An 18,177-nucleotide genomic window follows, 5' to 3' on the forward strand; every position below is an offset into this window, starting at 1 on the left:
GCGTCATGACCCAACTCCCTCCTGCACCAGGGCATCCAGGTCGAGCGCCGACACATCGATCTGTCCCGTGACGAGCTTGGGCAGCAGCAGATCGCGCAACGACACAAGGCTGTCGCTTTGCCTCGCGAGAGCAGAGGCTTCAGTACCCAGTGGATCGACGGTGCCCTGGTAGTTGTCGAGCAGGTCATTCGGCGGGATCAGGAAGGGCCTTGCGTAGGCGCCTTCGCGGCTCAGGCCGGGAACAGCTGCGTGAGTATTGGTGAACTCAGTGCGACGCAACTGCTCGACGACGAATCGGAGAGGGAGTCTGGTCGCGACGTAGTACGCCGTGTCGATGGGCCAGCAGGGGCCATCGATCCAGTGGACGCTTCCAACGTTCCCCTTACGCCCCACGACGATAGCTGGGCCGCCAACAATCGACTCGTCGTGCCAACCGACGAGGCCGGCGGAACTAACCACGGCGACCTCGCCGCCGCGTCGAGCATCTGCCTTCAGAGCCTTGCCGTACTTGAGTTCGAGCGCATCACCAACCGTTCCCGCGATCCACCCCTCGGGGATGGGGCCGAGGGCGGAGTCGACGAGGGGGACGTCTTCGTGGCCGGGGTAGCGGAACTGCACGAACCACTCGCGGTAGATGGCCCGCGCCATCTCCTCCAGCACCGCCACCCGTCGCCGATTGTTCTCGATCAGGTCATCGACCGTGTCGAGCACCTCGGCGATGACTTGCTGCGTAGGGATATCGGGAACCGCGACACGCACGTCCTGTATCCGCTCCGGAGCCGTGTGTCTCACCTTTGATCCGGTTGCTGTCGCCTGAAGCTGTCGGCGCACCACGGGCGCGTTCATCAGGTGATAGACGTATCTGAGGTCGAGCACCTCGGGATCGGTAATCTCAACCAGTCCGATCCGCTGATTGTGAAGGAAGGTCTCGTCCGACGGGATCGTCGCCGTGCTTCCGAGGAGACCCTGTGCCTGCTCGGTCATCGCAGTAACGACATCCCCGCGCTTGAGGAGAAACTGCTCTGGGTAAGCACCGTCGTAGAACTTCTCGGTCCCGTTCTTCGGCTTGAAGCCACCGCCGTCGTGGAAGTTGCCCGGAGTCAGGACGATCTGCTCTCCGCTGTCACGGAAGTGCTCACCCTTGAACGCCCAGCCGTGCTTGACGCGCAGCCCCCGACCAAGTTCCAGTTCACGCCACTCACTCATACGCCGAGAATCCCTTGGACGGCGGCATCCACCTTGGCGCGCAGCACTCCCGCCTCGTCGCTAAGCCGAGTGAACTCTTCGTAGAGCTCTCCGAGCTTGACTGCGAAGTCCTCATCGTCTTCGTCAACGACTGCCGAGCCGGTGTAACGGCCGGGGTTGAGGCTCCAGCCCTGCGCCTCGATCTCACCGCGAGTGGCGACCTTGCACAGGCCCGCAACATCCACGTACCACCCCTCGGGGAAGTTCTCGGCCAGCAGCGACTCACTGCCTGCCCCGGTCTCGACGTCCTCGCCCCGGTAGAGGCGGACGATGTTGGCGAGGAACTCGATCTGCTCGGGCGTGAAGTCGCGGTGGGCGCGGTCGATCTGGTTGTAGATGTGCCGGGCGTCGATGAACAGCACCGTGTCTTCGCGCGGGGTGCCGAGCTTGGCCTTGTCGAGGAACCACAGGGTCACGGGCAGTGTGACGGTGTAGAAGAAGTTGGAGCCGATGGCGATCATCACGTCGACCGCGCCCGACTCGATGAGCTGCTTGCGCAGCTCCTTCTCGGAGTGCCCGGCGTCGCCCGCGCTGTTCGCCATGACGAACCCGGCGCGACCCCTCGGTGCGAGGGCCGCGTAGAACTGCTGAATCCACAGGTAGTTGCCGTTGTCCGCCTTCGGCAGTCCGAAAGGGAACCGCTTGTCGCCGGCGAGCTGATCCTTCTTGATCTTGTCGACGTTGAACGGCGGGTTGGCCATCACGTAGTCGAACACGCCGACCGCGCGATGGGGGTCTTCGTAGTAGCTGTTGGCCTGGCGGATGTCACCGGAGAGCCCGTGGAGGGCGAGATTCATCTTCGCCAGCGGCACCGTGTCTTCGGTCTTCTCGGTTCCGAAGACCGAGAGCTTGCGGGTCGCCGACTCGTGATGGCGTTCGACGAACTTCGCGCACTGCACGAACATGCCACCCGAGCCACACGCCGGGTCGAACACGCGGCCTTGGAAGGGTTCCAGAGTCTCGACGATCAGCCGGACGATCGAGTAGGGGGTGAAGTACTCGCCTCCACCCTTGCCTTCCTGAGCGGCGAAGTTGGAGAGGAAGTCTTCGTAGATGAACCCGAACGCATCGCCTTCGAGCTGCGTCGGCAGCGGCGCGAAGAGGCGGAGCAGTTCGATCAGTGTCGGGCGTTCGAGCTTCTGGTAGCCGCGGGGCAGGATGTCTTTCAGCTCGGGGTTGGTTGCCTCGATGGCCTTGATCGCGTCATCCACTGCCTTGCCGATGTCGTCGCCCTCGGGCAGCCCCACGAGATACGAGAGCCGCGATTCGTCGGGAACGTACAGCACCGATTTCGCCTTGTAGTCGGCGACCGTGGCGGGGTTGCGCACAGAGGCCCGCGACTCGACCTCAGCCCTGATCCCTTCGAAGCGGTTCTCGGCGTACGCGAGGAAGACCAGACCGAGCACCGGGTCGCGGTACTGCACCGGCGTCAGCTTCGAGTTCGCGCGCAACTCGTCGGCCGCTGCCCACAGCGTGGCGCGCACCTTGGCGAGGTCAGTCGTTCTCAACTCTGGTTCCGTTCTTTCTGCGCCTGGCGCATCGCGCGGCGAATCATGCTGTGGGACTGCGGGTTCTTCAGCAGCTCTTGATAGGTCGAGCCGTCCCCGTCAGCGCGAAGCCAGTTCAGGCACGCCTGCGTCTCGATCCGGAGATCATCGCCGCTCGTTTCGTCGCACCACTCCTCGATCAGGTCCGCCTCTTCGTAGAAGGCGGCGGTCTGTTCGTGGAACGTGTGGGTGGGCACGACGACTCGGGAGCTGTAGTGCACCCAACGCTGAAGTAGGAGGTTCACTCCGAACGGTGACAACGAGGCGATCCGCACGGTCAGCAGGTCAGGTGCCACTGTGTAGAGGTTGTCGAAGTTCGCCGCCTGATGCTGGCTCTGGCTCGCAACCTCGGGGCGGAGGTCGGGCAGTGGCATCAGGTTGAAGTTGCCGTTGATCCAACCCGGCTCGTCGATCTCCTTGCGGTTCGTTACCTCGGCAACGAGTACTTGCCAGGCGAGGTCGACGCCGTTCGTGCGCATCGAACACGGGTGCTGGAGGACCACGACGGAGCGCGCCTTCGTTTTGCCGGTCGATCCGGGGAGTTGGACGCTGGTGAACACGTCGCCGGTGAAGATAGGTCGAGTTGCCGAGACCTCGTCGCCGCGCGCACGGTAGAGGGCGTCCCAGTCGGGGACACCCTCTACGTACGGGGATTCGAGGTCGCGGATCAAGATCATCCCTTCATGCGGATCGAGCGGTTGCCGTCGCCCGCTTCGAAGACCTCGAAGTCGGATCGGTACCGTTCGCGCCAGTCGGGGTCGAACTCCGACAGGAGCGCTTCGGGGTCAACATGGCCGCTCGCGAACTCGAACACGAGGTCCGCACGATTGGCGGCGTAGAGCACGATCGGCGTGACAGGGGCAGACGAGGAGAGCGGCATCTCGAACCAGGAGGCGATCTCGTCGACCATGTAGTGGCTCGTGATCAAGTCGCAGGCCGCAAGGAGGCTTGCGATCCGAATGCGGCTGTCGCCCGATGCCTTCTCTCCCTTTCGCCACTTCTGCACTGCGGGCACGCTCACGCCGACCATCCGTGCGATGTCGCGCCAGGCGAACCCGAGATCAGCAAGCTCCGTGAGCATCGATGTCACGCTGGCCCGTCCGCGTTCAGCTGCTGCCGTGCGCCACTCGTCCTCGTGGGTGCGCTTGTGGAGGTCATCTACGTCGTCGTGGAGCGCACGGGCCACGCTCCGGATTCCGCCAACTTCCGTTGTCAATCGGGGAGGCGTAAGTCTCGTCTCGGTCAGGTTTCGAGTGAACGTAGAGTCACCCGCGGTAGCGCGCGATCCCAGCGCCGACTCAACAGCGGCGTTCCGCACCAAGGTGTCAGCCATTTCGCAACACTTCCTCTCGTAGTCGATCCGTGATCACACTCTCAAAGACCCCACGCACTGGTTCATGCAGTGCGTCTGCCTGACGCAGGATGAGCTCTGCGTCGAATTCGGGCACCTCGTCGGCTGCTTGCCAAAAGCTGTCAATGTCCAGCTTGAACAGTGGCCCTGGCGGTGGGAGCGGACGGCGCAGGTCGGGAGTTGATTGCACGGCGTAGTCGCTCTGCGCGCCATACCTCAGCACCAGCGCATGATCACTGCCGCTGGAGAAGACGAAGACGCCTTCGTTCACGACCGGCGCAAGCCCCAATTCCGCACCGATGTGCGCGGGACCGAGTAGCGAAGCATCCACCCACTGATCCCAGTCTGGCGCGCTGCCACCGTTCTCAGCGGGAACCCTGATCTCGTCGATGTACCGGAGCCCGATCCGTTCGACTCCGGCTGGGGCTGCAACGGCCAGGCGGGTCTGGAGCGCGACGTCGAGCAACTCATGCATTCTGTCATAGCTGCCGTAGTCGGTGGTCTCGATCACGAGGCTGTCTGGGCGGATGGACAGTGCCGTTCGTTTGTCGCGGCTCGTCCACCTCGGGAAGCCGCTGACGACCTGCTGCTGTGTGGGCGGACCATCCGGCCCCGTCTGCACGATGACGGAGACCTCGTTCATCTCACTCGGCAGTGGTAACAGCTGCTTGATCCGCGCGGACACCTCCGCGACCTGCTTGCGGTCAAGTGGTTCGCACGGCGGGTGCCGCACCTCGATCGCCATCAGGACGATAGGTGCGCTCGGGTAAATCTCTCGCTCCCTCACACCACCATCCTACTAAGGATGAAACCGTAACGACAACCAAAGGTGTACTTCGGCTACGTCTTGACTCTACTCCGTCGGCGGCGATGCAGGATCAGGCCTGGCCATCAGCTGCATGTTGCGCCTGTGCTTGTTCGTCGGCGTCGCCTCGGGCGTAGGAGGGCGGCGCTCATCGGCGGCTGCACGCTTCACGAGCGCCTCGTAGAGGACTTCGACGTTGTTGTAGAGGTCCCAGAACCGTGACTGGGCCGGGCTGAACGCTTCGTAGTTCTGGTCGGCGACGTTGTCGATGAGCACCCACATGGCCTGGACGAGAGCGTCGTTGTCGTAGAGCACGGCGTCGATGCAGTCGCTTATCGGGTGGGGCACCTCGATGCGGCGTTCCCGAACCTCGGTGACGAGCTTCTCTACGACCTGCACCTTCACGGCACCGTCGCGGTGGGCGCGCCTGTCTTCGTAGGCAGCCTTGCGGCAGGCAGGCGAGCAGTACAGGCGCGGCCTGCCCGTGGGCTTCACTTCCTTGAGCTTGGTGCCACACCGTGCGCAGGTGGCTGGCAGCTCGATTCGGCGCTCGACGCGAACGGTCCGGTCGCGACGGCGCTGCTCCGCTTGCTTCCGTTCACGGAGGCGTGCGGCCTGGTTGGCGTTGATCTCGCTGAGCAGAACGATGACACGCTTGTGCTCCGCCCGTGCTGTCGGGTCAGGCTCGTCCCGATCGACCGCGGCGAGCTTCTTGAGCACGCGCTTGTTCAGGGTCGGGAGTGCCACCGTGGCTTCGAGCAGCTCGGCTTCGGTGCCGGATTTGAGGGCGGCGACCCAGCGCGCGTAGCGGCCATTGAAGTCGGTCGCCGTGGGGTCATAGCGTTTGGTGACCATGTTCTACGGTACGTCGGTTTCATCACCGACGTAAGTGTCGAATCCCCGATCTGCAAGACGCGGTTGACCTCAAAGTGGAGTCGGGCGGACGGGCGAAAGTGTGCATCGTGCGCAGGCCCGAGCACCTGTCTGGCATGCGAGGTGACGAGAAGAATCTGAGGCTGCGAGGGACTCTGCGTGAGGAGCCTGACCTGGCGAAGTTGATCGAGTGGGTGCTCGGCATCGCCGAGGTCCGGCACCGCGCCTGGGTGAACGGCGATCCCGACCCCTACGGGCTCCCACCGCCCGAGAGCCTGGCGTCTGCGCGCCGCTGAGCTCTTCGGTTTGTCAGGGGTGCGCGAGAGGATCGACACCAGAAGTACCCCGGCAAGGAGGCTGACCATGAGCACCGCAACACTCGACACCAAGACTTCCGAGCTGCCCGCCGACGCCCCCGTGCTGCTGGGTCTCGTACCTGCGGGTGTCTACGCGGGAGCAGGCCGAGCGTGGCGGCACCGAGGAAGGGTTCTCCATCCCTGCCCAGCGCGAAGCGAACGCTCGGAAGTCCGATGAGCTGGGCGCGCGGATCGTCCGGGAGTTCATCGACGCCGGCGAGTCGGCACGCTCGGCGGATCGCGACGGGCTGCAGGACATGCTCGCGTTCATCGCCGCCAGTCGCGTCAGCTTCTGCATCGTGCACAAGCTCGACCGGCTCGCCCGCAACCGCGCCGACGACGTGAAGATTCACGAAGCGCTCATCAGCGCCGGGGTCACGCTCGTCTCGGCGACCGAGTCCATCGACCAGACGCCTTCGGGGATGCTCGTCCACGGCATCATGTCGAGCATCGCGGAGTTCTACAGCCGCAACCTCGCCACCGAGGTCACCAAGGGGCTGACACAGAAGGTCGCCCAGGGCGGCACCCCCGGGCGCGCTCCCATCGGCTACCTCAACGTGCGCCGCACCGACGAGCAGGGTCGCGAGGTACGCACCGTCAAGGTCGATCCCGAACGCGCGCCGCTCATCGCCTGGGCGTTCGAGCGATATGCGACCGGCGGGACCTCGGTGACCGCGCTGCTGCGCGACCTCACCGCACGCGGACTGGTCACGGTGTCGACGCCGAAGCGTCCGGCGAAGCCGCTGGGGAAGAATGCGCTCTACCGTGTGCTGACGAACCCGTACTACGCCGGAGTCATCCGCTACCGGAGTGCACTCCATCCTGGCGCGCACGAGCCCATCGTGGAGCCCGCGCTCTTCGATCAGGTGCAGTCGCTGTTGAAGGCGCGTAACGCTCACGCAACCCGGCACGTTCAGCACGCGCACCATCTGAAAGGGCTTCTGCACTGCGGCACCTGTGGGTCGAGGATGCTGGACTTCGCGACCAACCCGCGCGGCACGACCTACGCCTACTTCGTCTGCTCAGGCAGGGCGACCAAAGACCACCTGCACCCGACGACGGGCGGTGCCCGTGCAGGTCGCGGAACGTCTGGTCGCGGGCTCCTACGCCAACATCACGATCAGCGAAGCCGAGTACCGCCACCTCGCTGCCGAGGTTGACGCAGCTTTCGACAAGCGATCTGCTGGCCGCGATCAGGAGTTCGCTGACCTCACGGCGAACCGGGTGCGCCTGGAAGCTGAGAGCGACAAACTGTTGGCGGCGCACTTCGCCGATGCCATCGACTTGCCCACGCTCAAGCGGCACCAAGACCGCATCCGCGCGGGGCTCGCGGACATCGAGCAGCGCCTGCGTGAGCACGACGAACTGCACGTCGGTGGTCGGAGGTACCTCCACGACAGCCTGCGGCTGCCTACCGACGCTCACCGCGCCTACGCCCACTCCGGCGACGGAAGCCGGAGGCTGGCAAACCAGGCGTTCTACACACGGTTGGAGATCACCGAGGACGAGCAGCTGCGCCCGCGCCTCGCCGAACCGTTCGCGACCATCGTTCGCGAGGCAGCCGGAGGCAAGGAAGGCAAACACCCGACATCTTCCGATGTCGCGTGTTCCCGTAAGACACTTTGAGTGGGCCCCGTCGGGCTCGAACCGACGACCCGCGGATTAAAAGTCCGCTGCTCTGCCAACTGAGCTAGAGGCCCGCCGAACCAGAATAGCCTGCCCGAACGTGAGCTCAGTGCGACGACGTCGAAAGACCGTTGCTGCGTCTGCACGTCGAGCGCCCGCCCGGCTCGGGCGAGTAGTGTGTGCGGCAATGGCTTCCGACTTCCATCGCCCCACCAAGTTCCCTTCCGGCAAGTTCGAGGGGTTCCTCGGCGCTGAAGATCCTGCTCAGGTCAGCCGCGTCGCGCACGACACCGCCGCGGCGTTGCTGGCGAGAGTGCGTGCCGACCCCGATCCCGAGGTCGTCGCCCGCCTGGTGACGTACACCGACGAACACGGCATCGACGCGATCGCCGAGCTCTGGTCGCAGGCCTCGCCGAGGAGCCTGCCCGGCGCGCTGTGGCGCGTCTACCTGCTTCGCACGCTGATCCGGCAGGATCCACGCGGGTTGAGCCTCGCGTTCCAGCGCGGCACGGAGGTCTCCCACACGATCGACCAGGTCGTCGCCGGCGCCCCCATCCCAGCCGGCCCCGATGAGGTTCGCGAACTCGCTGACGGCATCCTGCACGGCCTGTTCACCGGCGACCTCGCCGTTGCGCTCGACCGCGCCTCTGCATTCGCGCGGGTCACTGCGGCGGGCATGGCGAGCCTCGCCGACGACGCCGACGCCGCAGACACCGCGAACCCCGCCCGATCCGGCGAGCTCACGAAGCGCGCCCTCCGGCTCACGCAACTCGCCGAGGAGCTCACCTCATGCGCACGACTCTGGCGTGCCGACTCGCTCGACTGATTCCCTCGGTCCGCGGGGAATGAAGTGGCACCCGACCTCGTTTACACTTGACGTGGCCGGCCGCAGTAACCCCGGGCTCCAATATTCGCCGCTCCGAGCGGCCTCGCGCCGAGAGGCGTTCTGCGGCCGGCCTCCATCGTCTCCCGAGCGTCGATCCGCGTAGCATCGGAGCATGCCCGAGACCGTGACCCTGCTCATCGAACCCGTGCCCGCCGTCGAGGTCGCCCCCGACCTCGCCGCCACGATGCGCGAGGTCGATGCCGTCGCTCCGGCGTTGCGTGTGGGAGAGCTGTCGACGCAGCGCGGTGACGGCGTGTTCGAGACGCTCGCCGTCATCGACGGGCACGCGCAGGAGACCGGCCCGCACCTCGAGCGCCTGCGCAACTCGGCGCTCATCTGCGACCTGCCCGAACCGAATCTCGCGCAGTGGCGCGCAGCGATCGACCGAGCGGTCGCAGCACTGCCCGGCAACGGCGAGTGGGCGCTGAAGCTCGTGCTGAGCCGCGGCGTCGAGCACGGGCCGGCGCCGACGGCCTGGTTGCATGCCGCGCGCGCCAACGACTTCACCGCGGTGCGCGAGCACGGTGTCGCCGCGGTGACCCTCGATCGCGGCTTCGCGCACGACGCCGCCGAACGGGCTCCGTGGCTCCTGCTCGGCGCCAAGACCCTGAGCTATGCCACGAACATGGCCGCGCTCCGCGAAGCGCGCCGGCGCGGTGCCGACGACGCGATCTTCGTCTCGTCAGACGGATACGTCATGGAGGGGCCGACGTCGAGCGTGATCCTTCGGCACGGTGAGGTGTACTCGACGCCGGCGCCGTCGGGCGCGATCCTGCACGGCACGACGCAGCAGAGCCTCTTCGAGCACCTCGCCGCGACCGGGCGGGCCACGGCGTACCGCGACATCCCGATCGCCGAACTCGGCACAGCCGATGCGATCTGGCTCGTGTCGAGCGTGCGGCTCGCCGTCGGGGTCACGCGGCTCGACGGGGCATCCGTCGCCTACGACGCAGCCGAGACGCGAGCGTTCGACGACTACCTGCGCTCGCCGCGCGACTGACGCGGGGCCGAATCAGCCGAATCGGCCCGAGACGTAGTCTTCGGTCGCCTGCACCGACGGGTTCGAGAAGATCGTCGTGGTGTCGGCGTACTCGATGAGGTTGCCGGGCTTGCCGGTGCCGGCGATGTTGAAGAACGCGGTCCGGTCGCTGACCCGCGAGGCCTGTTGCATGTTGTGCGTCACGATCACGATCGTGTACTGCTGCTTCAGATCCTCGATGAGGTCCTCGATGGCGAGCGTCGAGATGGGGTCGAGCGCCGAGCAGGGCTCGTCCATCAGGATGACCTCGGGGGAGACGGCGATCGCGCGCGCGATGCAGAGACGCTGCTGCTGACCGCCCGAGAGCCCGGAACCGGGGCGGTCGAGCCGGTCCTTGACCTCGTTCCAGAGGTTCGCGCCGCTGAGCGACTTCTCGACGAGGTCGTCGGCGTCGGACTTCGAGATCCGCTTGTTGTTCAGCTTCACACCCGCGAGCACGTTCTCTTTGATCGACATCGTCGGGAACGGGTTCGGTCGCTGGAAGACCATGCCCACCTGGCGTCGCACGAGCACCGGGTCGACATCGGGGTCGTAGAGATTGTTGCCGTCGATCAGCACCTCGCCCTCGACTCGGGCGCCCGGGATGACCTCGTGCATGCGGTTCAGCGTGCGGAGGAACGTGGACTTTCCGCAGCCCGACGGGCCGATGAAGGCGGTGACGCTGCGGGGCTCGATCGCGAGGTTCACACCCTCGACGGCGAGGAACTTCGAGTAGTAGACGTTGAGGTCGCGGACCTCGATGCGCTTGGACACGGGCTTCCTTTGCTTGCGGGGGTCAGCGGCCGAACTTCGGCGCGAAGAATCGGGCGACGAGCCTCGCGACGAGGTTCAGCGCCATGACGATGAGGATCAGGGTGAGCGCGGCGGCCCACGCGCGATCGATGAACGCCTCCGGGGGGATGCCCTGGTTCATGTACTGCGTGTAGACGTACACGGGCAGCGACTGCATTCGGCCGTCGAAGAGGTTGTAATTCACGCTCGCCGTGAACCCCGCCGCGATCAGCAGCGGGGCGGTCTCGCCGATGACGCGGGCGACCGAGAGCATGATGCCGGTCGTGATGCCCGCGATCGAGGTGGGCAGCACGACCTTGACGATCGTCAGCCACTTCGGCACTCCGAGGGCGAACGCGGCTTCGCGCAGTTCGTTCGGCACGAGTCGCAGCATCTCTTCGCTCGAGCGCACCACCACGGGGATCATGAGCAGCGAGAGGGCGACGGCGCCCGCGATGCCGGTGCGCGTGCCTGGGCCGAAGAAGATCGCGAAGAGCGAGTAGGCGAAGAGTCCCGCCACGATCGAGGGGATGCCGGTCATGACGTCGACGAGGAAGGTGATGCCGCGGGCGAGCTTGCCGCGCCCGTACTCGACGAGGTAGATCGAGGTCATGAGCCCGATCGGGATCGAGATGACCGCCGCAGCGCCGGTGATGAACAGCGTGCCGATGATCGCGTGCAGCGCCCCGCCGCCCTCGCCGGTGACGTTGCGCATCGACATCGAGAAGAAGTCGGCATCGAGGCGGGCGACGCCGAGGCTCACGACGGTGACGGCGAGCGAGACGAGCGGAATCATGGCGAGCAGGAACGCACCGGTCACGAGTGCGGTGACCAGTCGGTCCATCGCACGGCGCCGGCCCTCGACCAGGCTCGAGAACAACCAGATCGAGGGAACGTAGAGCAGCGCACCGACGACGAGGGCGCCGCCCCAGTTGAAGCCGGAGCCGGAGCCGATCGCGACGACGCCGAACACCGCTGCGGCGACCGCGACGGCGGCGACGAGGATCGTCCACGGCGCTGAGTTCGGGAGGCGGCCCGTGGTGAGCGAGTTGGCGATCGGTGTGGCGGCCTCGGGCGGCCGCTTGGTCTGGATGGTCATCAGTTCGCTCCCGAGAATTCCTTGCGACGGCTGACGATCCAGCGCGCGAAGGCGTTGACCGCGAAGGTCACGATGAAGAGGATGAGGCCGGTGGCGATCAGCACGTTGACGTTGAGGCCGTATGCCTCGGGAAAGCTGAGCGCGATGTTCGCTGCGGTCGTGTTCGGGTTCACCGAGGTGATCAGGTGGAAGGTGATGACGGGCGACGCCGAAAGCACCATCGCGACGGCCATCGTCTCGCCGAGTGCTCGCCCGAGGCCGAGTACCGAGGCGGAGATGATGCCGGGGCGGCCGAACGGCAGCACCGCGGTTCGGATCATCTCCCAGCGGGTGGCGCCGAGCGCGAGTGCCGCCTCTTCGTGCAGCACCGGAGTCTGCAGGAACACCTCACGGCAGATGGCCGTCATGATCGGCAGCACCATCACGGCCAGCACGAGCGCCGCGGTGAGGATCGTGCGGCCGGTGGCCGACGGGGTGCCGGCGAAGAGCGGGATCCAGCCGAGGTTCTCATTCAGCCAGGCGTAGGCGGTCACGAGCGCCGGCGCGAAGACCCCGATGCCCCAGAGGCCGAAGACGACCGACGGCACTGCTGCGAGCAGGTCGACGATGTAGCCGAGCACCGAGGCGAGCCGGCGCGGGGCGTAGTGGGAGATGAACAGGGCGATGCCGATCGAGATCGGCAACGCGACGATGAGCGCGAGGGTCGCGGCCCAGATGGTGCCGAACAGGAGCGGACCGACGTAGTCCCAGAAGTTCGTGGTGAGGATCGAGGCATCCTCATTGGATGCCGCGATCGCGGGCAGGCTCTGCACGATCAGGAAGATCGCCACCGCCGCGAGCGTCACGAGGATCATGGATCCCGCGAACACCGCCGAGCGGGAGAAGACGAGGTCGCCGACGCGGAGCTTCGCCTTGATCGGGGCCGTTACGGACATCTGGTGGGTCCTCGGGGGTTGATGGGTCGGGTTCTGGAGATGCGATCGTGCCCGGCCCCGTCGCGAACGAACAGGGCCGGGCACGAACCGGCTACTTGATCGAGTCGATCGCAGCCGTGATCTTCTCGCGGAGCGTGTCCGAGATCGGGGCCGAACCGGCCTCGGCCGCAGCGACATCCTGGCCCTCGGGGCTTGCGATGTACGACAGGTACCCCTTGACGAGCTCGACGTTCGCCGGGTCCTCGTACTGGCCGCACGCGATGAGGTAGCTCACGAGCACGATCGGGTAGACGCCGGCCTCTGCCGAGGTGCGGTCGATCTCGATGGCGAGGTCGCCCTCGGCGCGGCCCTCGGCGAACGGCGATGCGTCGACGATCGCGGCAGCTGCCTCGGGGGAGTACGCCACGAACTCGTCGCCGACCTTGACCGCGACGGTGCCGAGGTCACCGGCGCGCGAGGCGTCGGCGTAGCCGATGGTGCCGTCACCGTTGCCCACGGCGTCGACGAGACCCGAAGTGCCCTGTGCGGCTTCGCCGCCCTCGAACGGCCAGACGCCGTCGGCTTCCCAGGTCCACACGTCGGCGGCCGCTGCACCGAGGTACTCGGTGAAGTTCTCGGTGGTGCCCGAGTCGTCCGAGCGGTGCACGGGCGTGATCGCGAGGTCGGGCAGGGTCACGTCGGGGTTCGTCGCGGCGATCGCCGGGTCGTTCCAGTTCGTGATCGTGCCGGCGAAGATGCCCGCGATGGTCGCCGCGTCGAGGTCGAGCGAGTCGACGCCCTCGAGGTTGAAGATCACGGCGATCGGCGAGATGTAGAGCGGCAGCTCGACGATGCTCGAGTCGGCGGCGCACTTCTTGAAGCCGCCCTCGGCGAGCTCCTCGTCCTTGAACGCGCGGTCGGAGCCGGCGAAGTCGCTGGCGCCCTCGAGGAACGTCTCGCGACCCGCACCGGAGCCCGAGGGGTCGTAATCGACGGTGACGTCGGGGTTCGTGGTCTGGAAGCCGGCGATCCACGACCGCTGGGCTGCATCCTGCGAGGACGCGCCAGCGCCGACGAGGTTGCCCGAGAGCGTCGAGGCCGACTCCTCGGGGGCGGCTCCGGCTTCGTTCGAGGCACAGGAGCTGAGCGCGAGCGCCGCGGTGACGGCGACGACGACGGGCACGCCGAAACGCTTGAAGTTCACGTGATTCCCTTCCGGGGTTCGATTGCAGGGTGTGGGTCGGTGCCGACCCGCCTGCGACGCTAGTGAGCGTGCCTTACGAGCATCCGTTACGACGGTGAACAGCAGGTGAACGACCGCTGTCGCACTGGCTTCCGCGGGTGAGGCCGGCGCCCGGGCCGCCCGCTCGACCTGCGAGGGCTGCCACTGACCGGAGGCGCGCTCAGGCGCGCGGCGCGTGCGTTTCGATCGCGATGATGCCCGAGCCCGGACTCGTCGCCGAGAGGTGCACGACGCTGAACGCACCGGTCTCGAGCCCCGCAGCATCCGTCACGTAGGAGCCGAGCGGTGTGCCCGTGGCGAGGGCGACCTCGCGCATGATCTCGGGGAGCACCGGACCGTGCCCGCAGAGGATCGCGCTCTTGCCCGCGCGCACGCGTTTGCCGACGACCCGCCGCACCTCGGCTTCGCCGGCCTCCCACGCGTCCTGGCTGAGACCGGCGTCGCGCCTGATCTCGATGCCGGTGGCTGCGGCGAGGGGGGTGACCGTGGTCACGCAGCGTACCGCCGGACTCGAGACGATGCGCTTCGGCGCCCAAGCGCCGAGCGTTGCGACGAGGCCGGCAGCCTGTTCGACGCCGCGTTCCGTGAGCGGGCGAGTGGCGTCGTCGCCCGGCCAGCTCGATCGGCCGACCGCCTTTCCGTGCCGCACGATGGCGAGCGCGAAGGTCGAGGTGACGCCCTGGTCGAGGAGCTTCGCGAAGGCGTCGAGGATCTCCACGTCGGGCTCGTAGCTGAGATAGCCCCGTGCACGCTTGATGGTGACCCATTCGAGCGCAGCTACCTCGGCGTTCGGCTTGAACGTCGAGCGCTGCACGGCTCGATCGCTCACTTCGGCCGCCCAGTAGTGCACGATCTTCTCGCGGCCGCTCGGCAGCGGGTACCGGGAGACGCCGAGCGGCACGCCGAGCGCGACCGCGAGTCCGGTCTCCTCCTCGATCTCGCGCACGGCGGTCTGCGGCAGCGACTCGCCGGGGTCGACCTTGCCCTTCGGGATCGTGACGTCGCCGTAGACGGTGCGGTGGATGACCAGCACGTGCACCTTGCCGTCGATGAGGCGCCAGCAGACGGCCCCGGCGGCGTAGATCGCCGTCGTCACCGCCTGGGTCCCGATCGTGGACGCTGCCCCGAACGGGTGCGCTGGCCGATCTGCTGCATGAGCCGGTTCTGCATGTCGTCGAGCGGGTGGCCCGCTTCGTCGGTCGCATGCCGGACCCATTCGCCCGAACCGTCGAGCCACCACGAACTCGTCGTCTCGGCCATCGCGAGGTCGAACAGCGAGGCGATCTCGGCGAGGTGCGCCGGGTCGTTCAGCCGCACGAGCGCCTCGACGCGTCGGTCGAGGTTGCGGTGCATCATGTCGGCCGAGCCGATGTAGACCTGCGGGTCGCCGTCGTTCACGAACGAGAAGATGCGGGAGTGCTCGAGGTAGCGCCCGAGGATCGAGCGCACGGTGATGTTCTCGCTCAGCCCGGGGATGCCGGGGCGAAGGCTGCAGATTCCGCGCACCCATACTTCGACCGGAACGCCGGCGTTCGACGCGCGGTAGAGGGCGTCGATGATCGCCTCGTCGACGATCGAGTTCACCTTGATGCGGATGCCGCAGGGCCGTCCGGCCTCGGCATTGGCGATCTCGCCGGCGATGAGCTTGAGCAGGCCCTTGCGCAGATGCAGCGGGGCAACGAGCAGGCGCTTGAACTTCTTCTCGATCGCATAGCCCGAGAGCTCGTTGAAGAGCCGCGTCAGGTCTTTGCCCACCTGGTCGTCGGCCGTGAGCAGTCCGAGGTCTTCGTAGATGCGGCTCGTCTTGGGGTTGTAGTTGCCGGTGCCGATGTGGCTGTAGTGGCGGAGGCCGCCCTTCTCCTGCCGGATCACGAGGGCGAGCTTGCAGTGGGTCTTCAGCCCGACGAGACCGTAGACGACGTGCACGCCGGCCTTCTCGAGCTTGCGCGCCCACGAGATGTTCGCCTGTTCGTCGAAGCGCGCCTTGATCTCGACGAGGGCGAGCACCTGCTTGCCCGACTCCGCCGCGTCGATGAGCGCCTCGACGATGGGGCTGTCGCCAGAGGTGCGGTAGAGGGTCTGCTTGATGGCGAGCACGTCGGGGTCGGCTGCGGCCTGCTCGAGGAACGCCTGCACGCTCGTCGCGAACGACTCGTACGGGTGGTGCAGCAAGACGTCTTGGCGCGAGATCGCGGTGAACAGGTCGGCGCGCAGGTTCGAGTCGCTCGGCTGCAACTGCTGCGCGGTGGTCGGCACGTGCGTCGGGTAGTGCAGCTCGGGCCTGTCGAGGCGGGAGAGATCGAACAGTCCGCCGAGGTCGAGCGGTGCGGGGAGGCGGAACACCTCCTGCTCGGTGACGTCGAGCTCGCGCACGAGCAGGCCGAGCGTCACGTCGTCCATGTCGTCGGTGATCTCGAGGCGGATGGGCGGGCCGAACCGGCGTCGGAGCAGCTCCTTCTCGAGCGCCTTGATCAGGTTCTCGGTCTCGTCCTCTTCGATCTCGACGTCTTCGTTGCGAGTGACGCGGAACACGTGGTGCTCGACGATCTCCATGCCGGGGAAGAGGTCGCCGAGGTGGTTGGCGATGAGGTCTTCGAGCGTGACGTACCTGGCGTCTTCGATCGACTCGCCCGGATCGACGCGGACGAAGCGCGGCAGCATCTGCGGCACTTTGACGCGCGCGAACTCCTGCCGGCCGGTGCGGCTGTTGCGCACGCGCACCGAGAGGTTGAGCGAGAGTCCGGAGATGTAAGGGAACGGGTGCGCCGGGTCGACCGCGAGCGGCATCAGCACGGGGAAGATCTGCTTCGAGAAGTAGCTTCGCAGGTGCTCGTGCTCGACGTCGCCGAGCCCCGACCAGGCGACGATGCGGATGCCGGACTCCGCGAGCACCGGCTCGACGAGCTGCTGGTAGGCGGCCGCGTGGCGTTCCTGCAGTTCGTGCGCCTTGGCGGAGATGTCGCTCAGCACGTCGTGCGGCGACCGGCCGACGTTGGTGGGCACCGCGAGTCCGGTGTCGATGCGCCGCTTCAGCCCGGCCACCCTCACCATGAAGAACTCGTCGAGGTTCGAGGCGAAGATCGCGAGGAAGTTCGCCCGCTCGAGCACGGGAATCCTCGGGTCTTCGGCGAGTTCGAGCACGCGCTGGTTGAACGCGAGCCAGCTGATCTCGCGGTCGAGGTAGCGTTCGGGCTCGAGTTCGGGCGCGCCCTCGAGGTCGAACGGCTCGAAGTCGTCGTCGAAGTCGCTCGACGTGCGGTCGTCGAGGATGCTGTCGGCGGTCATCCCCTCATCATGCCATTCGGGGGCGACCGGCTGATGAAGAGTTGGTCAACGCGAGGGGACGGGTGCTTCTTCGTCGTCTTCGTGCACGTTGAAGCGATAGCCGACGTTGCGCACCGTGCCGATGAGGCTGTCGAGGTCGCCGAGCTTGGCCCGCAACCGCCGCACGTGCACGTCGACCGTGCGGGTGCCGCCGAAGTAGTCATAGCCCCAGACCTCGCTGAGCAGTTGCTCGCGAGTGAACACGCGCGACGGATGCGCAGCGAGGAATCGGAGCAGCTCGAACTCCTTGTACGTGAGGTCGAGGGTGCGCCCGTGCACCTTCGCCGAGTAGTTCGCCTCGTCGATCACGACGCCGGAGGTCTGGATGCGCTCACTCGGCTGCGACGATTGCGATCGGCCGATGGCGAGCCGGATGCGCGCGTCGAGCTCCGCGGGACCCGCGTGCTCGAGCACGACGTCGTCGACGCCCCAGTCGGGCGTGACGGCGGCGAGCCCGCCCTCGGTCATGATCAGCACGAGCGGCACGGAGAGCCCTGTGGTGCGGAGGATCTGGGCGAGCGCCTTGGCGCCGGAGAGATTCGTGCGGGCGTCGAGGAGGACGAGGTCGGACTCCGGCGCTCTGACCAGCTGCTCAGGCGAAGCGGGGATGATCCGCGTTCGGTGAGTCAGGAGCGACAGCGCCGGAAGGACTTCGTCGTCGGCTGCCGGTGACAGGATCAGCAGCTGCGCCATGCTCACCCTCCAGTAGTAAGGTGCGGTCAATACTACGGGACGCCTGAGTGCGCTCCGCGACGCGGAACGGGGAGACGATTTGGACGAGACCGACACGAGCAGCGGATGGCTCGGCATCGCGCTCGTCTGGGCGATCGCACTCATCGGGGCAGTCGTGGTCGTGACGATGGCCTACGCCGGAAACGGCAGCTGGTTCGGTGACACCTCGCCCGGGGGCGTGTACGGTGCGCTCGGCGTCGTGCTCGCGGCATCCGTCGTCGGGGCCCTCATCGTGCAGCTCGCGACCCGTCGACCGGAGGGTTTCGTCGGCCGCGTGAGCTGGAGCATCACGGGCGCGATCGTGATCGCCCTGATCGCGGCCCTCTCGGTGGCGCCCCTCGCGGTCGCCGGAGCGGGATAGACTCG

18 protein-coding genes and 1 tRNA gene are annotated in these 18,177 nt (G+C 66.8%); 5 read left to right on the forward strand and 14 right to left on the reverse strand.

Annotation, left to right across the window (positions count from 1 at the left end; genetic code table 11):
- Positions 1–3: 3 nt before the first annotated feature.
- From FHG54_RS06240 to FHG54_RS06265, 6 genes are all read right to left on the reverse strand, one after another.
- Positions 4–1,206, reverse strand: coding sequence for a restriction endonuclease subunit S (locus FHG54_RS06240; protein ID WP_139416506.1), 1,203 nt, complete (start codon positions 1,204–1,206; stop codon positions 4–6).
- Positions 1,203–2,753 carry a type I restriction-modification system subunit M gene (locus tag FHG54_RS06245; protein WP_139416507.1) on the reverse strand — a complete coding sequence of 517 codons (1,551 nt, stop codon included), beginning with the start codon at positions 2,751–2,753 and terminating at the stop codon, positions 1,203–1,205. Before FHG54_RS06245 ends, FHG54_RS06240 begins: the two co-directional genes overlap by 4 nt.
- The gene (locus tag FHG54_RS06250) at positions 2,750–3,469 is read right to left on the reverse strand and encodes a hypothetical protein (RefSeq protein ID WP_139416508.1); all 720 of its coding nucleotides are present in this window, start codon (positions 3,467–3,469) and stop codon (positions 2,750–2,752) included. The genes FHG54_RS06245 and FHG54_RS06250 overlap by 4 nt, the downstream gene beginning before the upstream one ends.
- On the reverse strand, positions 3,466–3,873 hold the full coding sequence (locus FHG54_RS06255; RefSeq protein WP_210415479.1) for a helix-turn-helix domain-containing protein: 408 nt from the start codon (positions 3,871–3,873) through the stop codon (positions 3,466–3,468). Before FHG54_RS06255 ends, FHG54_RS06250 begins: the two co-directional genes overlap by 4 nt.
- A 244-nt stretch (positions 3,874–4,117) precedes the next feature.
- Positions 4,118–4,888, reverse strand: coding sequence for a TIGR04255 family protein (locus FHG54_RS06260; RefSeq protein WP_168197130.1), 771 nt, complete (start codon positions 4,886–4,888; stop codon positions 4,118–4,120).
- Positions 4,889–4,996: 108 nt separating this feature from the next.
- Positions 4,997–5,803 carry a hypothetical protein gene (locus tag FHG54_RS06265; protein WP_139416510.1) on the reverse strand — a complete coding sequence of 269 codons (807 nt, stop codon included), beginning with the start codon at positions 5,801–5,803 and terminating at the stop codon, positions 4,997–4,999.
- A gap of 460 nt (positions 5,804–6,263) precedes the next feature.
- On the opposite strand from FHG54_RS06265, the gene FHG54_RS16730 reads away from it, so the two are divergent.
- The gene (locus tag FHG54_RS16730; RefSeq protein WP_233437889.1) at positions 6,264–7,337 is read left to right on the forward strand and encodes a recombinase family protein; all 1,074 of its coding nucleotides are present in this window, start codon (positions 6,264–6,266) and stop codon (positions 7,335–7,337) included.
- On the forward strand, positions 7,249–7,803 hold the full coding sequence (locus FHG54_RS16735) for a hypothetical protein (protein WP_233437890.1): 555 nt from the start codon (positions 7,249–7,251) through the stop codon (positions 7,801–7,803). Before FHG54_RS16730 ends, FHG54_RS16735 begins: the two co-directional genes overlap by 89 nt.
- A 1-nt stretch (position 7,804) precedes the next feature.
- On the opposite strand, the gene FHG54_RS06275 is transcribed toward FHG54_RS16735, so the two are convergent.
- Positions 7,805–7,877 (reverse strand) — tRNA-Lys (locus FHG54_RS06275).
- A 113-nt stretch (positions 7,878–7,990) separates the two neighbouring features.
- Between FHG54_RS06275 and FHG54_RS06280 the strand changes: the two genes are divergently transcribed.
- Together FHG54_RS06280 and FHG54_RS06285 are read left to right on the forward strand one after the other, a co-directional pair.
- Positions 7,991–8,629: a DNA-directed RNA polymerase subunit beta gene (locus FHG54_RS06280; RefSeq protein WP_139416511.1), complete on the forward strand. Its 639-nt coding sequence runs from the start codon at positions 7,991–7,993 to the stop codon at positions 8,627–8,629.
- A gap of 172 nt (positions 8,630–8,801) precedes the next feature.
- Positions 8,802–9,689 (forward strand): aminodeoxychorismate lyase, encoded by an 888-nt coding sequence (locus FHG54_RS06285; protein WP_139416512.1) that lies wholly within the window; start codon positions 8,802–8,804, stop codon positions 9,687–9,689.
- Between the two features lie 12 nt (positions 9,690–9,701).
- On the opposite strand, the gene pstB is transcribed toward FHG54_RS06285, so the two are convergent.
- The 7 genes from pstB to FHG54_RS06320 form a co-directional block, all read right to left on the reverse strand.
- Positions 9,702–10,481: a phosphate ABC transporter ATP-binding protein PstB gene (gene pstB / locus FHG54_RS06290; protein WP_139416513.1), complete on the reverse strand. Its 780-nt coding sequence runs from the start codon at positions 10,479–10,481 to the stop codon at positions 9,702–9,704.
- Positions 10,482–10,503: 22 nt separating this feature from the next.
- Positions 10,504–11,598 (reverse strand): phosphate ABC transporter permease PstA, encoded by a 1,095-nt coding sequence (gene pstA, locus FHG54_RS06295; RefSeq protein WP_139416514.1) that lies wholly within the window; start codon positions 11,596–11,598, stop codon positions 10,504–10,506.
- Positions 11,598–12,533 carry a phosphate ABC transporter permease subunit PstC gene (gene pstC, locus FHG54_RS06300; RefSeq protein WP_139416515.1) on the reverse strand — a complete coding sequence of 312 codons (936 nt, stop codon included), beginning with the start codon at positions 12,531–12,533 and terminating at the stop codon, positions 11,598–11,600. The genes pstA and pstC overlap by 1 nt, the downstream gene beginning before the upstream one ends.
- A gap of 91 nt (positions 12,534–12,624) precedes the next feature.
- Positions 12,625–13,716, reverse strand: a complete 1,092-nt coding sequence (locus FHG54_RS06305; RefSeq protein ID WP_232331390.1) for a phosphate ABC transporter substrate-binding protein PstS — start codon at positions 13,714–13,716, stop codon at positions 12,625–12,627.
- Between the two features lie 199 nt (positions 13,717–13,915).
- Positions 13,916–14,851, reverse strand: coding sequence for an NUDIX hydrolase (locus tag FHG54_RS06310; protein ID WP_168197033.1), 936 nt, complete (start codon positions 14,849–14,851; stop codon positions 13,916–13,918).
- Positions 14,848–17,040 carry an RNA degradosome polyphosphate kinase gene (locus FHG54_RS06315; protein WP_139416518.1) on the reverse strand — a complete coding sequence of 731 codons (2,193 nt, stop codon included), beginning with the start codon at positions 17,038–17,040 and terminating at the stop codon, positions 14,848–14,850. Before FHG54_RS06315 ends, FHG54_RS06310 begins: the two co-directional genes overlap by 4 nt.
- Before the next feature lie 45 nt (positions 17,041–17,085).
- Positions 17,086–17,772 carry a response regulator transcription factor gene (locus tag FHG54_RS06320; protein ID WP_139416519.1) on the reverse strand — a complete coding sequence of 229 codons (687 nt, stop codon included), beginning with the start codon at positions 17,770–17,772 and terminating at the stop codon, positions 17,086–17,088.
- Between the two features lie 79 nt (positions 17,773–17,851).
- On the opposite strand from FHG54_RS06320, the gene FHG54_RS06325 reads away from it, so the two are divergent.
- On the forward strand, positions 17,852–18,172 hold the full coding sequence (locus FHG54_RS06325) for a hypothetical protein (RefSeq protein ID WP_139416520.1): 321 nt from the start codon (positions 17,852–17,854) through the stop codon (positions 18,170–18,172).
- Positions 18,173–18,177: the final 5 nt, after the last annotated feature.

The sequence above is a fragment of the Agromyces laixinhei genome (assembly GCF_006337065.1).
Classification (GTDB): Bacteria; Actinomycetota; Actinomycetes; order Actinomycetales; family Microbacteriaceae; genus Agromyces; species Agromyces laixinhei.

Bases quoted from the DNA above. Each gene is read 5' to 3' on its own strand.
- FHG54_RS06260 (WP_168197130.1), bottom strand. From the start codon at position 4,888: ATGGCGATCGAGGTGCGGCACCCGCCGTGCGAACCACTTGACCGCAAG.
- FHG54_RS06280 (WP_139416511.1), top strand. From the start codon at position 7,991: ATGGCTTCCGACTTCCATCGCCCCACCAAGTTCCCTTCCGGCAAGTTC.
- FHG54_RS06315 (WP_139416518.1), bottom strand. From the start codon at position 17,040: ATGACCGCCGACAGCATCCTCGACGACCGCACGTCGAGCGACTTCGAC.
- FHG54_RS06320 (WP_139416519.1), bottom strand. From the start codon at position 17,772: ATGGCGCAGCTGCTGATCCTGTCACCGGCAGCCGACGACGAAGTCCTT.
- pstC (WP_139416515.1), bottom strand. From the start codon at position 12,533: ATGTCCGTAACGGCCCCGATCAAGGCGAAGCTCCGCGTCGGCGACCTC.
- FHG54_RS06255 (WP_210415479.1), bottom strand. From the start codon at position 3,873: ATGCTCACGGAGCTTGCTGATCTCGGGTTCGCCTGGCGCGACATCGCA.
- FHG54_RS06265 (WP_139416510.1), bottom strand. From the start codon at position 5,803: ATGGTCACCAAACGCTATGACCCCACGGCGACCGACTTCAATGGCCGC.
- FHG54_RS06250 (WP_139416508.1), bottom strand. From the start codon at position 3,469: ATGATCTTGATCCGCGACCTCGAATCCCCGTACGTAGAGGGTGTCCCC.
- pstA (WP_139416514.1), bottom strand. From the start codon at position 11,598: ATGACCATCCAGACCAAGCGGCCGCCCGAGGCCGCCACACCGATCGCC.
- FHG54_RS06240 (WP_139416506.1), bottom strand. From the start codon at position 1,206: ATGAGTGAGTGGCGTGAACTGGAACTTGGTCGGGGGCTGCGCGTCAAG.
- FHG54_RS06285 (WP_139416512.1), top strand. From the start codon at position 8,802: ATGCCCGAGACCGTGACCCTGCTCATCGAACCCGTGCCCGCCGTCGAG.